At 64.4% G+C, this 12,194-nt stretch carries 11 protein-coding genes and 1 other RNA gene; 9 read left to right on the top strand and 3 right to left on the bottom strand.

Features of this window, described 5'->3' with window-relative positions; all coding sequences use genetic code 11:
- Genes AC2VNO_RS05755 through AC2VNO_RS05745 form a run of 3 tightly spaced genes read right to left on the bottom strand, consistent with a single transcriptional unit; the run spans position 1 to position 2,736 of the window.
- Positions 1-594, bottom strand: coding sequence for a phosphoheptose isomerase (locus tag AC2VNO_RS05755; RefSeq protein WP_228578546.1), 594 nt, complete (start codon positions 592-594; stop codon positions 1-3).
- A 35-nt stretch (positions 595-629) separates the two neighbouring features.
- Complete coding sequence (locus tag AC2VNO_RS05750; protein WP_228578547.1) at positions 630-998, bottom strand: YraN family protein; 369 nt, start codon at positions 996-998, stop codon at positions 630-632.
- Positions 982-2,736: a penicillin-binding protein activator gene (locus tag AC2VNO_RS05745; RefSeq protein ID WP_486933242.1), complete on the bottom strand. Its 1,755-nt coding sequence runs from the start codon at positions 2,734-2,736 to the stop codon at positions 982-984. Before AC2VNO_RS05745 ends, AC2VNO_RS05750 begins: the two co-directional genes overlap by 17 nt.
- 103 nt (positions 2,737-2,839) lie before the next feature.
- Between AC2VNO_RS05745 and rsmI the strand changes: the two genes are divergently transcribed.
- From rsmI to murD, 9 genes are all read left to right on the top strand, one after another.
- Positions 2,840-3,697 (top strand): 16S rRNA (cytidine(1402)-2'-O)-methyltransferase, encoded by an 858-nt coding sequence (rsmI, locus tag AC2VNO_RS05740; protein ID WP_486933241.1) that lies wholly within the window; start codon positions 2,840-2,842, stop codon positions 3,695-3,697.
- Positions 3,698-3,750: 53 nt separating this feature from the next.
- Positions 3,751-4,113, top strand: an RNA gene (gene rnpB, locus AC2VNO_RS05735) — RNase P RNA component class A.
- A 64-nt stretch (positions 4,114-4,177) separates the two neighbouring features.
- Positions 4,178-5,134: a 16S rRNA (cytosine(1402)-N(4))-methyltransferase RsmH gene (rsmH, locus tag AC2VNO_RS05730; RefSeq protein WP_486933240.1), complete on the top strand. Its 957-nt coding sequence runs from the start codon at positions 4,178-4,180 to the stop codon at positions 5,132-5,134.
- An 11-nt stretch (positions 5,135-5,145) separates the two neighbouring features.
- Complete coding sequence (ftsL, locus tag AC2VNO_RS05725) at positions 5,146-5,472, top strand: cell division protein FtsL (RefSeq protein ID WP_486933239.1); 327 nt, start codon at positions 5,146-5,148, stop codon at positions 5,470-5,472.
- Positions 5,469-7,178 carry a peptidoglycan D,D-transpeptidase FtsI family protein gene (locus AC2VNO_RS05720; protein WP_486933238.1) on the top strand — a complete coding sequence of 570 codons (1,710 nt, stop codon included), beginning with the start codon at positions 5,469-5,471 and terminating at the stop codon, positions 7,176-7,178. The genes ftsL and AC2VNO_RS05720 overlap by 4 nt, the downstream gene beginning before the upstream one ends.
- A gap of 31 nt (positions 7,179-7,209) precedes the next feature.
- Positions 7,210-8,718 (top strand): UDP-N-acetylmuramoyl-L-alanyl-D-glutamate--2,6-diaminopimelate ligase, encoded by a 1,509-nt coding sequence (locus AC2VNO_RS05715; RefSeq protein ID WP_486933237.1) that lies wholly within the window; start codon positions 7,210-7,212, stop codon positions 8,716-8,718.
- Entirely contained in the window at positions 8,715-10,082 is a 1,368-nt protein-coding gene (locus tag AC2VNO_RS05710) for a UDP-N-acetylmuramoyl-tripeptide--D-alanyl-D-alanine ligase (protein ID WP_486933236.1), read from the top strand. The genes AC2VNO_RS05715 and AC2VNO_RS05710 overlap by 4 nt, the downstream gene beginning before the upstream one ends.
- Before the next feature lie 9 nt (positions 10,083-10,091).
- A complete protein-coding gene (gene mraY, locus AC2VNO_RS05705; RefSeq protein ID WP_228578568.1) occupies positions 10,092-11,174 on the top strand; it encodes a phospho-N-acetylmuramoyl-pentapeptide-transferase in 1,083 nt (360 codons plus the stop codon).
- Between the two features lie 35 nt (positions 11,175-11,209).
- Positions 11,210-12,194: UDP-N-acetylmuramoyl-L-alanine--D-glutamate ligase (murD, locus tag AC2VNO_RS05700; RefSeq protein WP_486933235.1), on the top strand; the 985-nt coding region annotated here is incomplete at its 3' end.

The raw sequence follows: 12,194 nt of genomic DNA, 5'->3' as shown, positions 1-12,194 counted from the left end.
TTACTCGCTGGTACCGAACAGTTGTTCATCGATGAGATCGCACAGGCAATGTATCACCAGCAGGTGAACTTCCTGGATGCGAGCGGTGGAGGTGGCAGGAACGCGTATCTCGCAGTCGTCTTGACCCAGCAGCGAAGCCATGTCGCCACCGTCGCGCCCGGTCAGGGCCACGACGGCCATGTCGCGGTCGTGGGCCGCCTGGATCGCCTGGATGACGTTGCCTGAATTGCCGCTGGTGGAGATGGCCAGGAGAATGTCGCCCGGCTGTCCCAAGGCTCTGATCTGCTTTGAAAAAACCTCGTTGTAGCTATAGTCGTTGGCGATCGAAGTCAGCGTGGACGTATCGGTGGTCAGCGCCAGGGCCGGCAAGCTCGGGCGCTCGCGCTCGAAGCGATTGAGCAGCTCTGACGAGAAATGCTGGCTGTCGCCGGCGCTGCCGCCGTTGCCACAGGCGAGTATCTTGCCTTCGTTGACCAGGCATTGAACCATCATCTGGCTGGCGACTTCGATGAACGGCGGAAGCACCTCGCTGGCGTAGGTCTTGGTGTCGATGCTGGCGTTGAAGTGACCGAGTATGCGTTGTTGAAAATCCATTCCTGAGTCCTGTCGCGGGACATTGGGTGGGCCGGTCAGAACGCCTCGAAGGCGCTCTGAACCCATTCGAAATCAAGCACGGGCGGGGTGCCGGTAACGGCCAGCACGTCGAAGCGGCAGGGACATGATAGCCGGTTGCGTGCGAGATAAAAACGTGCAGCATGGACCAGTCTGCGCTGCTTCGTCCCGGTCACCGTTTCCAGGGGGTGACCGTGACGCGTGTCGGCGCGATGGCGCACTTCCACGAATACCAGCGTCTCGCCGTCTCCCATCACCAGATCGAGCTCACCGCCCTTGAACTGCTGGTTGCTGGCAATGAGCTTGAGCCCTCTGGTCGTCAACCACTCGGCGGCCAGCCGTTCGATACGTGCGCCGCGGGCGCGGGCATCAGCGGAGCTGGCCATTGTCGAGCAGGTCGAAGGTGAGGATGGGGCGGGGCACGCCGCGCTCGAAGCGCGCCCACGGCAGCCGGCGCTCGATGCGCCCATCACGGCCGGGGACCAGCAGTCCGGTGGCGCCGAAGAGTTCGCTCTCGGGCAGCACCTGGAACTGTGGCAGCCGGCGTGCCAATTCGTAGGCGTCGACCCCCATCGCCATGAGTCGGAAGGTAGAAGGGTCGGAGTCCGCCTGAAGCTCACGGAAGCTGTCAAGGTAGGGCAGGGCTTCTACGCCGCCCACTGCAGCATCCGGAATCTGCCAGGGAATGTCGAGGAAGTAGACGTCATCCAGGTCGTGATCCAGAAGTGGCTGTGGGCGTCCTTCGAAGAGATGCGAGGTGGCATAGATCGGCAGGTTGGCCGCGTCGAAGTAGTCGAGGGTCGGCGGTACCTGGCGGGCGTAGCTGGGCAAGGCCAGCAGGAACAGCATGTCCGGGCGGCCGCCGCTGAGAACGCGGCGGGTGCTCTCGGTGGCCGAGCCATTGGGGTCATAGGCCACGGCGTTGGTGATGATGCCGTCGCGGCTGCGCCACTCCTCCTCGAAGGCGCGGCCGACCCTTGTGCCCCATTCATTGTTGGGTACCAGCAGCGCACTGCGGCGATGCCCATCCTCATGGGCACGCCTTGCCACTTGGCGCGCTTCGTCCTCGGCCGACAGACCGTACTGGAACAGACCGTTGGCGTTGTTGCCGGGACCCGCACCGTAGTTGAGCGCCAGCGTCGGCAGGGGCACGCTGTCGCGCGCCTCGAGTTCGCTCACCTGGTCCTTGTCGAGCGGACCGATGACGACTTGCGCTCCAAGATTGCGTGCCTCCTGATACAGCGCATCGAGATTACCGCTGCTGGCATCGATAAACGAGAGTCTCACTCCGCCGTTGCGCTCGGCGCTGTGGCGTTGATGGATGCGGATGCCGGCACGAATCGATTCTGCGGCGCTGGCCAAGGGGCCGCTGTCGGGCAGGAAGATGGCAATGTGGCGTATTTCCTGGCCGCGCAGGTCGCGCAGGGCGAGCAGTTCGGCAGGCACGTTGCGGGCAGCGGGGTGCTGGGCATTGCGCTCACGCCATGTCTCCAGGGCTGCGAGCGCTCGCTCGATATCGCCATCGCTTTCGCGCACCAGGCTGACGAGTCCTAGCCAGCCCAGGGTAAGTTCGTCGGCACCCTCGCGCAGGCTTGCCAGCTCGCTGGCGTCGAGTCGCGAGAGTGAGCTCCAAATGGGGTCGTTGAGCGCGTCCTGCTCGGTGCGCGCCTGAACGTACATCAGCATGGCGGCAGCGGCACGATGCTCATCCACCTGTCCCAGGGCGCGGCCCTTGCGCTCACGCAGGATCAAGCCGGCGTCGCGTGGGAGATCGATCTCCTCGATGAGCTGGCCGGCTTGGATAACGGCCCAGGGCTCTCCCAGCTCTTCACCGAGTTCGGAAAGCAGCATCGCCCACTGCAGCCGGTACTCATCGGAAAGCCGGGCGTCGTCGATCTCGCTGGCGATCTCTAATGCCTGTGTGCGTTGCCCTTGGCGTGCTAGGATATCGGCCGCCTCGAGCCTGCTGACGGCTGCCTGTTCCGGTGCTTGCTGTTCGGCTTGTTCCAGCAGAGATCTCGGGTCGTCGTCGGGTACACGCTCGACGATGCCGGGCGGTGCACAGCCGGCAACCAGAAGGGCGAGGAGCACGGTGGCCAGCAGGCCGCGGGGGAAATTCAGCATCTTTCCATCCTTGTCTACAGGGTTAAAGGCGGTGCAGACCTTCCTCTGAGCCTGGCAATCAATCACGTTGGGCCAAGCCCGACAGTTTCCCTGAGGAGCCGCCATGTCCAACAGTCATCCAGGTACATTGTACGTGGTCGCCACGCCGATTGGGAATCTGGAAGACTTGAGTCCCAGGGCGGCCAGGGTATTGGGTGAGGTGGCAGTGGTAGCGGCCGAGGATACACGCCATACCTCGCGCCTTTTGCGTCACCTGGGATTGTCGGTTCCCATGCTGTCGCTTCATGAGCACAACGAGGCGGCGAGAGTCGAGCAGCTCGACCAGCGCCTGCTGCGGGGCGAGAGCGTGGCATTGGTCAGCGATGCCGGAACGCCCTTGATCAGCGATCCTGGCTTCGTGCTGGTGCGTGAGCTGCGCGCGCGGCAGCGGCGTATCGTTCCGCTGCCCGGGCCCTGCGCTTTGGTGACGGCGCTGAGCGCAGCGGGACTGCCGACCGACCGGTTTCTGTTTCAGGGCTTTCTTCCGGCCAAGGCCGGGGCGCGGCGACAGCGCCTGGAAGCGCTCGAGCTACGTGAGGAGACGCTGGTGTTCTATGAGTCGCCGCATCGCATACGCGACACCCTGCAGGAGATAGCCGCGTCCCTCGGGGAGCGGCGGGTCGTGCTGGCGAGGGAGCTGACCAAGACATTCGAAACCTTCCTCGATGGCACGGCCGGATTCTTGCTGGAGCTCATGGCAGCCGACCCGGACCAGGCTCGCGGGGAGTTCGTGATCATTGTGGAGGGTGCCGCCGTGCGAGGCAGTGTCGACGCCGCCAGTCTCGAGGCAAATGCCTTGCTCGAGGCGCTGCTGGACGAAGGGGTGGGGGTGAAGCAGGCGGCGGCTGTGGCGGCACGCCTGATGGGCGGGGCGAAGAAGACGTGGTATGCCCAGGCCCAAACGCTCAAGGAGACGCGTTGATACGGCGCGGAAAGACATTGAGAGGCCTCGGGCACGCTGGTATTCTTGCGCTCGGAGTTGGCCAGACAGTCGCCGCCGGAACGACCTTGGTCGGTCAGGGGGAGGAAAGTCCGGGCTCCATAGGGCAGGGTGCCAGGTAACGCCTGGGCGGCGCGAGCCGACGGAAAGTGCAGCAGAGAGCAGACCGCCTACGTCTCCTGCGGGAGGCCGGTAAGGGTGAAAGGGTGCGGTAAGAGCGCACCGCGCGCCTGGCAACAGTGCGTGGCATGGTAAACCCCACTCGGAGCAAGACCAAATAGGAACCCCATGGCGTGGCCCGCGTCGGGTTCGGGTAGGTTGCTGGAGGGCCGTGGTGACGCGGCTCCTAGATGAATGACTGTCCTCGACAGAACCCGGCTTATCGGCCGACTCCCCTAATCAAACCTTTCGCGTCTGGTCGAACGGATGCGTCCATGAAAGTTCGAGAGATCAGGAAAGCGCATGCCGCCATCCGCAGCAGAACCGAGCCGACATGGCTTTCGTCATGCCAGCGTGCTACTGGATGGTGCCGTGGATGCTCTCGTTCACGCACCCAGTGGCCATTACCTTGACGGCACCTTCGGCCGCGGTGGGCATTCCCGTGCCATCCTCCAGCGATTGGATGCGCAGGGCAGCCTGCTTGCCATCGATCGGGACCCGCAGGCCATCGCCGAGGCGAGGTCACTGACCGATCCGCGTTTCACCATCGAGCAGGGCGAATTCGCCAATCTTGGTCAGATCGCGCGTCGCCACGGACTGCACGGTCAGTTGGCTGGGATTCTGCTCGATGTGGGCGTTTCCTCACCGCAGTTGGATGACCCGGAACGAGGCTTCAGCTTTTTGCGAGATGGCCCGCTCGACATGCGCATGGATCCCACTCAGGGTGAGAGTGCGGCCGACTGGCTCGCTCGTGCCCGTGAAGGCGATATCGCTCAGGTCTTCAAGACCTATGGTGAAGAGCGCTATGCCAAGCGCCTGGCCCGTGCGGTGGTGGCGCGACGTTCGGAAAGACCCTTTCTGCGCACCGCCGATCTGGCCGAGGTGCTCAAGGTGGCTCATCCGGCTTGGGAAAAAGGCAGGCATCCGGCCACGCGGGCCTTTCAGGCGCTGCGCATCCATGTGAACGGTGAGCTCGAACAGCTGGATGCGGCGCTTGTCGAGGCGCTGGAAGCGCTGGCGCCGGGCGGACACCTGTTGGTAATCAGCTTTCACTCCCTTGAGGATCGTCGCGTAAAGCGCTTCATACGTGAGCACGTGCGTGGCGATACCGATCTTCCGCGAGGCGTTCCCGTGCGTGAGGAGCAGCTGGCCAAGCGCTTGGAGATGCTGGGCAAGGCGCAGCGGCCTTCGGCGTCTGAAGTCGAAGCCAATCCCCGTGCACGCAGCGCTGTCATGCGCGCTGCGCGCAAGTTGACCTGAGAGCCGACGTCATGCAAGGACGCCTGTCGCCCCGGATGTTGCGAGCCGCCTGGTCGCCCGAAAGACGCCCCAGCTGGCGTCTGCTGCTGGTCATCGGCCTGGTCGTGGCATGCCTGATCAGCGCCATGGTGGTGGTGGGTACCAGCCACCAGACACGTACCCAGTATGTGCGCCTCCAGCAGCTCGAACGAGAGAGAGACCAGCTGCAGACCGAATGGGGTCAGCTGTTGCTGGAGGAGAGCGCCTGGTCGTCCCCGGCACGTATCGAGCGCCTGGCCGTCGAGCGGCTCGAGATGCGCCTGCCCCATGTCAATGAAGTCGAGGTCATCCGGCCATGAGTACGGATGTTCGCAGTGGTGTGTCCCCCCGTCGCCGTCCGCCTAGCGCCCCCATGGGCGGGCTACGCTACTACATCGTGCTGGGCGCCGTGTTCCTGGGGCTGTTGTTGCTGGCCGGACGTATCGTGACCCTGCATGTCTTCGACCGACCGTTTCTCCAGGGGCAGGGGGATGCCAGGATTCTGCGCACAGAATCGCTCACGGCTCACCGCGGCATGATCACCGACCGCAACGGAGAGCCGCTGGCCATTTCCACGCCGGTGGTGACGCTCTGGGCCAACCCCCAGGAGATTCCCCAAGACCGCATCCAGAGGCTGATGCTGTCGCAGGCGCTGGGGATGGAGCTGGACGATCTGGATGCCCGGCTGGAACGCTTTTCCCAGCGGGAGTTCATGTACCTGCGCCGTCAGCTCACGCCGGTTGCCGCCCAGCGGGTGCTCGACCTGCGCGTTCCCGGGGTTTATCCGCAGCATGAATACAAGCGCTACTATCCTGCGGGCGAAGTGGTGGCCCAGTTACTGGGCGTGACCAACGTCGACGACATGGGGCAGGAGGGGGTCGAGCTCGCTTACCAGCCCTATCTGGCCGGCACCCCCGGACAGCGGCGGGTCATCAAGGACCGCCGCGGCCGTCTGGTACGTGACCTGGAGGTTCTGCGTGAGGCCCAGCCCGGCGGCGAGCTGACGCTGGCCATCGATCAGCGCCTGCAGTACATGGCCTATCGCGAGCTCAAGGCGGCGGTTGCCGAGCACGATGCCGATGGTGGTGTCGTCGTGATGATGGATGCCCGCACCGGAGAAGTGCTGGCGATGGCCAACCAGCCTTCCTATAACCCCAACAACCGTGCCGGTCTGGACCCGCGTGGGCTTCGCAACCAGGCGCTGGTCGACGTCTTCGAGCCCGGCTCGGTGGTCAAGCCGCTGGCCATGGCGGCAATCATGGAGAGCGGTCGCTTCGACAGCGATGTGGTGGTCGACACCTCGCCGGGCTGGATGCGCATCGACCGTTTCACCATTCGCGATATCCGCAATTACGGGCGTCTGGACCTGGCGGGGATTCTCGAAAAGTCATCTAACATCGGCATGTCGAGGCTGGTGCTGGAGCTCGACGATCCGCTGGTGCCCGACCTGTACCGGCGGCTTGGGTTCGGGCAGAGCACCGATACCGGCTTTCCCGGTGAGGCGGTAGGCCACATGCCAGCCCCGGTGCGCTGGTCGCGCAGCCAATGGGCAGCGCTCTCCTACGGCTACGGGCTCTCGGTTTCCGCCCTTCAGCTGGCCAGTGCCTACACGGCATTGGCCAATGGCGGTGTGCGCATGCCACCCTCGCTGCTCAAGCTGGACGAAGCGCCGGCGGGTGAGCCTGCCATCGATCCCCAGGTGGCTCACGAGCTGCTGCGCATCATGGAGCAGTCGGTGCAGCCGACTACCGGAGGGCGGCGTGCCGCCGTACCGGGCTACCGTGTTGCAGGCAAGACCGGTACAGTACGCAAGACTTCGGTAGGGGGCTATGAAGAGAATGCCTATCGCAGCCTCTTCGCTGGCATTGCACCGGTTTCCGACCCGCGCATTGTCACCATCGTCATGATCGACCACCCCCGTGCCGGCGATTTCTTCGGCGGTGCCGTGGCGGCTCCGGTGTTCTCCCGCGTTACCGGCAGCGCCCTGCGCTTGCTCGATGTGCCACCGGACCAGCGAACCCGATGAATCCTGCCTACCCAACGACAGAGGTGCGTCGATGCAGGTGAGTGCTTGTCGTCTCAAGGCTGCCCTGGGCCGCTGCTGGCCCAATCTTCCCCTGCGTGACATGCCTAGCCAGACGCCTTGCCGTCTGGTGCTCGACAGTCGCCGGATCGAGCCTGGCGACGTCTTCGTGGCCGTACCCGGCGTGACCAGCGATGGGCGCGACTATGTCGCCGGCGCGCTTCAGGCGGGCGCCGTTCAGGTGCTGTATCACCTGGAGCCAGGCGAGTCGATTCCAGGCCATGTGCCGACGCAATCGGTGCTGGGCCTGCCGTATCTGCGCCAGCGCCTGGGCGAGCTGGGGGCCTTGCTGTACGACGTGCCCGAGACGCTCGAGCTGATTGGCGTCACCGGCACCAACGGCAAGAGCTCCGTCACGCATTATCTTGCCGAGCTGAGCGCGGCTCTTGGCCGGGAAGCCGGCCTTGTCGGTACCCTCGGAACGGGGCGGCCAGGGCGCCTTGAAGACTCCGGCCTTACCACCCCTGGGCCGCTGTCGTTGCAGGCAGCGCTAGGCGATATGGCGGCGGCCGGTATCGACCGGGTCGCCATGGAGGTCTCTTCACACGCCCTCGAGCAGGGGCGTCTCGATGGCTGCAGGGTGACGGCAGCGGTTTTCACCAATCTCAGTCGTGATCACCTGGATTACCATGGCAGCATGGCAGCTTATGCCGCTGCCAAGGCTCGCCTGTTTCGCCGTCCCGAGCTGTCGCTGGCCGTCGTCAATGCCAATGACGCCTTGGCACGTCTGATGTTGGCCGGGCTGGCGCAGGGAGTACGCGTTCTGGCCGTGGGCGACGACCCGGCGGCGACGCTGCGTGTCATCGATTGGAAGCCAGGACCCAGTGGCCAGCTGGCCCTGATAGCGACTCCCGAGGGTGAGCACAGTCTCGAGCTGTCACTGATGGGCCGATTCAACCTCGACAATGTGCTGCTGGCGATTGCCACCCTCTATGGGCTCGGGGCGGACCTCGAGTCGCTGTTCGCCGCGGCCTCTCGACTGACCCCCGTGCCCGGCCGCATGCAACGCCTTGGCCGAGCCGGTACCCCGAGCGTGATCGTCGATTATGCGCATACCCCCGGCGCGCTCGAGAATGCGCTTGTCGCACTGCGCGACCACCTGCCCGGACAGGGCCGCTTGTGGTGCCTGTTCGGCTGCGGTGGTGACCGTGACAGTGGCAAGCGACCGCTGATGGGAGACGCTGCGGAACACCATGCCGACCGGCTGGTGATAACCGATGACAACCCTCGCAGCGAGGATCCTGCCGAAATTCGCCAGCAGATAGCGGTCGGCGTCTCGGCCGAAGCCAGGCAGCGCTGCGAGATCGTCGCTGGGCGCAGCGAGGCCATTGCCCAGACGATCGCGCAGGCCAGCGCCGAAGACGTGGTGCTGATCGCTGGTAAGGGCCATGAGACCTACCAGGAGATTGCCGGCGTGCGCCATCCTTTCAGTGACGTTGCTGAAGCCGACTCTGCGCTGTCCCGCTATGAGGTGCAGCAGTGAACGGCGCCGGCTTGCAGTCGTTCGGCGAGGTGGCCGCTGCGCTTGGCGTAACCGCGCCTGAGCGGGATCTGGCGCTGTCCGACATCGTCAGCGATACCCGGCGGCTGACGCCGGCCAGCCTCTTCGTGGCGCTGCGCGGCGAGCGTTTCGATGCTCACGACTTCATTGCCGAGGCACGGGAAAAAGGCGCTGCAGCAGCGCTGGTCGAACGGCCCGTCGGTGACCCGCTGCCGCAGCTGGTCGTACCCGATACGCGTCTGGCATTGGGTCTGCTAGGTCGTGCCCGGCGGCGTGCCTGGGGCGGTCCGCTGGTGGCCGTGACAGGCAACAGCGGCAAAACCAGCGTCAAGGAACTGCTGGCTCAACTCCTGGGACTGCATGGCAGGACCCTGGCGACACAGGGCAATCTCAATAACGATATCGGCGCTCCGCTGACCCTGCTCGGGCTAACCGATGAACACCGCTACGCTGTGGTTGAGCTAGGGGCGAATCATCTCGGTGAAATCGCCTGGACCACGAGCCTGGCCGGGCCGCAGGTGGCCATCATTACCAACGTCACCGGGGCACATGTCGGTGAGTTCGGCGGCATGGGGCAGATCGCTCAGGCCAAGGCCGAGATTCTCCTCGGTCTCGGGAGTGACGGCGTGGCGGTACTCAATCGCGACGACACCTATTTCCCCCTCTGGGCTCAGCTGGCCTCGCCGCGGGAAGTACTGGACTTCGGTTTCAGTGAATGCAGCCGCGTACGGGCCGTGGAGCTGGCTTGCGACGTCCTGGGGCGCTATGCTTTCACGCTTGTCGTGGATGGTCGCCAAATTGGTCGGGTGCAACTCGCGTTGCTGGGGCGTCACAGCGTCGCCAATGCGCTTGCCGCTGCCGCGGGAGCGCTTGCTCTGGGGCTCGAAGGCGAACAGGTAGTGGCAGGGCTGGCAGCGAGTCTGCCGATGCCGGGACGACTCAATCCGGTGTCCGGCATCAGGGAAACCCTTTTGCTCGACGACAGCTACAATGCCAATCCGGGAGCGGTCAAGGCAGCACTCCAGCTGCTGACCGAGCTGCCCGGCCCCAGGTGGTGCCTGCTTGGTGCCATGGGAGAACTGGGGAAGGAGTCGGACCGACTGCATGCAGACGTCGGCCGCTACGCACGGGAACAGGGGATCGACGTGTTGATGACCTGCGGCGAGCCGGCACAGGCCGCAAGCCAGGCTTTCGGCAACGGCGGGTATCATTTCAATGATCATGAGGCGCTGACGCGCCATGTCCTGCACCATCTGCCCGCATGTGCCAGTGTCCTGATCAAGGGATCGCGCAGCGCTGGCATGGAACGGGTCGTGGCGGCGCTACGAGCTGACGCATCAAGGTGAATGCAACACATGCTGCTTTTTCTGGCTAATTTTCTGGCGCAGTTCCAGAGTGCTTTCAACGTATTCAATTATCTGACCCTGCGCATGATCCTGGGCACCATGACGGCTTTGCTGCTGTGTTTATGGTTGGGCCCGTGGATGATTCGGCGCCTGGTCGAACGCCAGATCGGTCAGGCGGTACGCGATGACGGGCCGCAATCGCACCTCTCCAAGGCAGGCACCCCCACCATGGGCGGTGCCATGATCCTCATGGCCATTGCCGTCAGTACGCTGCTGTGGGCAGACCTGGCCAACCGCTTCGTGTGGATCGTGCTGGTGGTCACGCTGGGCTTCGGTGCCATCGGCTGGGTCGACGACTACCGCAAGGTGGTCGAGAAGAACCCTCGCGGCCTTCCTGCGCGCTGGAAGTATTTCTGGCAATCGGTGATCGGTTTGGCCACGGCCGTGGCGCTCTACCTGACCGCCACCAGCGCGGTGGAAACCAGCTTGATCGTGCCGCTGTTCAAGGACATCGTCATCCCTCTGGGCGTTTTCTATATCGTCCTGACCTATCTGGTGATCGTGGGCAGCTCCAATGCCGTGAATCTCACCGACGGCCTCGATGGCTTGGCCATCATGCCTACCGTCATGGTGGCCATGGGTCTGGCGATTTTCGCCTACGCCAGCGGTAACGCGGTATTTGCCAACTATCTGCAGATCCCCAGTATCGCCGGAGCCGGCGAGCTGGCCGTTTTCTGTGCCACCATCGCCGGAGCCGGCCTCGGTTTTCTGTGGTTCAACACCTACCCGGCCCAGGTATTCATGGGCGATGTCGGTGCCCTGGCCCTGGGCGCGGCGCTGGGCGTGGTGGCGGTGATCGTGCGCCAGGAGATCGTACTGTTCATCATGGGTGGCATCTTCGTGCTCGAGACCATCTCGGTGATTCTCCAGGTAGGTTCCTACAAGCTGACCGGACGACGTATCTTCCGCATGGCGCCGCTGCATCATCACTACGAGCTCAAGGGCTGGCCGGAACCGCGAGTGATCGTGCGTTTCTGGATCATTACCGTCGTGCTGGTGCTGGTCGGTCTCGCCACGCTGAAGGTTCGCTGAACCTGGATAGGCCCATCTCCGGGCGGGAGGCTGGAATGTCCAAGGTGCCAAAGGGAATGACGCTGGTGGTGGGACTCGGTGTGTCCGGCCGCGCCATCTGCCGTCACCTGACTCGGCATGACGTGCCGTTCATGGTCGCCGATACCCGCGAGGTGCCCCCGGGGCTGGGCGATTTCGAGCGTGCGCACCCCGGCGTGGCGCTTCACTGCGGGCCGCTCGCCGCGCTCGACATGAGCGACGCGGAGGAGATCGTTGTAAGCCCCGGGATCGACTTGAACACGCCGGGGCTGGCCGAACAGAAGGGGCGCAGTCGGGCTACGGGTGAGCCGCTGGTCGTGGGAGAAATGGCGCTGTTCGTGCGGGCGGCGCGTGCCCCCATTGCCGCCATTACCGGCTCGAACGCCAAGTCCACCGTGACCACGCTGCTGGGTGAGATGGCTCACGAGGCGGGTCGGCAGGTGGCGGTGGGTGGCAACCTGGGCACGCCGGCTCTCGATCTGCTGGCCGAGGTGCCCGAGGCGGAGCTGTATGTACTCGAGCTCTCCAGCTTTCAGCTCGAAACCACGCCTTGGCTTGGGGCTGAAACCGCTGCCTTTCTCAACCTTTCCGAAGATCATCTGGATCGTCATGGCGACATGCCAGGTTATCGCGCCGCCAAGCTGGGGATCTTCCGTGGCGCCCGGCATGCCGTGGTCAACGCCGAAGACTCCATGACCTGGCCGCTGGTACCTATGGCCGCGATGGATCTCTTCACTACCCGGCCGCCATCGGCTGAAGAGTGGGGCATCGCGCGGCAGAATGGTAGCGACTGGCTGATGCACGGCGCCACACCTCTGCTCGCGGTTGGCGAGATGGGCCTGACCGGCAGACACAACCAGGCCAATGCCCTGGCGGCATTGGCCATGGGCACTCATTTGGGTTTCCCCCTCGCCGCCATGTGTCAGGTATTGCGACGCTTCAAGGGGCTTGCGCATCGCAGCGAGCTGGTCGCCGATTGCAACGGCGTGCGTTGGATCAATG

The organism is Halomonas sp. TH-94 (assembly GCF_057473365.1).
The sequence above is the reverse complement of the archived record's forward strand: the minus strand, read 5'-3'. Positions and strand labels throughout refer to the sequence as shown.

What these genes read in the sequence shown, in the direction of transcription:
- mraY (WP_228578568.1), top strand. Translation starts at nt 10,092, where the DNA reads ATGCTGCTTTTTCTGGCTAATTTTCTGGCGCAGTTCCAGAGTGCTTTC.
- rsmH (WP_486933240.1), top strand. Translation starts at nt 4,178, where the DNA reads ATGCCGCCATCCGCAGCAGAACCGAGCCGACATGGCTTTCGTCATGCC.
- rsmI (WP_486933241.1), top strand. Translation starts at nt 2,840, where the DNA reads ATGTCCAACAGTCATCCAGGTACATTGTACGTGGTCGCCACGCCGATT.
- AC2VNO_RS05720 (WP_486933238.1), top strand. Translation starts at nt 5,469, where the DNA reads ATGAGTACGGATGTTCGCAGTGGTGTGTCCCCCCGTCGCCGTCCGCCT.
- ftsL (WP_486933239.1), top strand. Translation starts at nt 5,146, where the DNA reads ATGCAAGGACGCCTGTCGCCCCGGATGTTGCGAGCCGCCTGGTCGCCC.
- AC2VNO_RS05715 (WP_486933237.1), top strand. Translation starts at nt 7,210, where the DNA reads ATGCAGGTGAGTGCTTGTCGTCTCAAGGCTGCCCTGGGCCGCTGCTGG.
- AC2VNO_RS05745 (WP_486933242.1), bottom strand. Translation starts at nt 2,736, where the DNA reads ATGCTGAATTTCCCCCGCGGCCTGCTGGCCACCGTGCTCCTCGCCCTT.
- AC2VNO_RS05755 (WP_228578546.1), bottom strand. Translation starts at nt 594, where the DNA reads ATGGATTTTCAACAACGCATACTCGGTCACTTCAACGCCAGCATCGAC.
- AC2VNO_RS05750 (WP_228578547.1), bottom strand. Translation starts at nt 998, where the DNA reads ATGGCCAGCTCCGCTGATGCCCGCGCCCGCGGCGCACGTATCGAACGG.